Annotated in this window: 3 protein-coding genes; all 3 read right to left on the bottom strand. The window is 59.2% G+C overall.

Annotation, left to right across the window (positions count from 1 at the left end):
• Window positions 1-146: 146 nt before the first annotated feature.
• From EN893_RS33490 to EN893_RS33480, 3 genes are read right to left on the bottom strand one after another with little or no spacing between them, the layout of a single operon-like run.
• Complete coding sequence (locus tag EN893_RS33490; RefSeq protein ID WP_127272553.1) at window positions 147-1,061, bottom strand: hypothetical protein; 915 nt, start codon at window positions 1,059-1,061, stop codon at window positions 147-149.
• Between the two features lie 30 nt (window positions 1,062-1,091).
• Entirely contained in the window at window positions 1,092-1,238 is a 147-nt protein-coding gene (locus tag EN893_RS33485) for a hypothetical protein (RefSeq protein ID WP_013529552.1), read from the bottom strand.
• A 25-nt stretch (window positions 1,239-1,263) separates the two neighbouring features.
• Window positions 1,264-1,518, bottom strand: a complete 255-nt coding sequence (locus tag EN893_RS33480) for a GlsB/YeaQ/YmgE family stress response membrane protein (protein ID WP_013529551.1) — start codon at window positions 1,516-1,518, stop codon at window positions 1,264-1,266.
• Window positions 1,519-1,522: the final 4 nt, after the last annotated feature.

Below are 1,522 nucleotides of genomic sequence, written 5' to 3'. Positions count from 1 at the left end.
GACATCCCCGCCAGGAAGAACCGCGGGCCAGATGTGGAAACCCACCACCAGGGCAACGGCTATGCCACGCAGCCCCTGGATTTCAGGCCGCAATGCAACAGGCCCCTCAGCGTTTTCTGTCAACACCACCCGCCTCAGACCTGATTTCAGATCGGCTCGAACTTCACATCCGGCTGGTCGGGACCGCCGGCTTGCCGCAACAGCGCGAGAATGTGTTCGCTCCTGTCAACCTGCTGTCGCCTCCAGTTCGAGGCGTTAGTCACGTGCAGCCAGCCATCGACCACCATGAAAAAATCCTCGGATTGATCATGTCCCGCGCCGAAGCGAAGCGATTTGTTTTCGGCGAACCGAACCAGCGCCGGATCGATCGACCTGTAGAGCACCGGCCAGTTGCCGCCGCCGGAATCCATATGAAACTTGTAGCTCGGGGCGAAATCCAGCCGCCGCCGCAACAGGCTTCCATGGAAAAAACAGAAGCCGGGCCACAGGAACCAGCCGCCTGGTGTCGGCGTATCGCGCCGCACGCTGCCGTATAGGCTCTTGCCCTCCATTCGGTCGCGGATCGAAAATGGTTCAGTTGGAAAGATGTCATGATCGATGAAGCCGAAAAGCTTCGGCCCGAACCCAGGCAAGAAATTCCGCACGATCCAGTTGAGCGCTTGACCGTGCGATCTGCTGACGACCAGCCTGTTCTTCGGCAATGCCACATAGGGGACATGCTGGCGACGGCAGAGATCGCGGATCGCTTCCCTTGCATCGTCCTTGTTGCTGTTGTCGAAAACGATGTAGCTTTCGTGCTCGGCCAGGTATCTGCGTACCAGGTGGATTTGCCATTCGATCATTTCGGGCCGGTTGAAGGCTACGGTGGCTATGATCGTATCGCGGAAAGCCTGCTCTCGCCCCTGCAATTCGCTGACCGGCGCGGATGTCCTCAGGAAGCGAAACACCCGCCAATGATAGCGCAGCAGCGCCTCGCGTCTTGGCGGCCTGTTCAGCCTCTCCCATTCCGCAACGGTAATTCTGGGCTGATCGACGTCTTCCGGAGCGTCAGAAGCCACCATGTCGTGCTCCTGCATGTGCCGTTCGACGGCTCAGTTCTGCTGGATCGAAATGCCCTTGTCGTCGATCTTGAGTTCGACGCCCTTGGGTTTGGTCTGCTCGCGATAGACGTAGATGCCGAGGGCAATGACCACGACGACGAGCGCGCCAATGACGAGATAGAGCGTATTCTGTTTCATGGCGCGCTCTTTGCGTTGTCGAGCCTCAGGCTCGTTTCAGGACCTTGACCAGCACCAGCAGGATGATGGCGCCGATGGTGGCATGGATGATCGCGGCGAGAGTGCCGCCGCCGATGGAAAATCCGATCCTCGGAAACAGCCAGCCGGCGATGAACGCGCCGACGATGCCGACGATGATGTTGCCGATAAGGCCGAAGCCGAAACCGGAAACGATAAGACCGGCGAGCCAGCCGGCGATGGCACCGATGATGATGAAGACGAGCAGGCTTTCGACACCCATAGAG

Origin of the sequence: Mesorhizobium sp. M7A.F.Ca.CA.004.04.2.1 (genome assembly GCF_004022825.1) — a bacterium.
GTDB lineage: Bacteria > Pseudomonadota > Alphaproteobacteria > Rhizobiales > Rhizobiaceae > Mesorhizobium.
The sequence above is the reverse complement of the archived record's forward strand: the minus strand, read 5'-3'. Positions and strand labels throughout refer to the sequence as shown.

Coding starts and splice junctions, on each gene's coding strand:
- EN893_RS33490 (WP_127272553.1), bottom strand. CDS start 1,061: ATGGTGGCTTCTGACGCTCCGGAAGACGTCGATCAGCCCAGAATTACC.
- EN893_RS33485 (WP_013529552.1), bottom strand. CDS start 1,238: ATGAAACAGAATACGCTCTATCTCGTCATTGGCGCGCTCGTCGTCGTG.
- EN893_RS33480 (WP_013529551.1), bottom strand. CDS start 1,518: ATGGGTGTCGAAAGCCTGCTCGTCTTCATCATCATCGGTGCCATCGCC.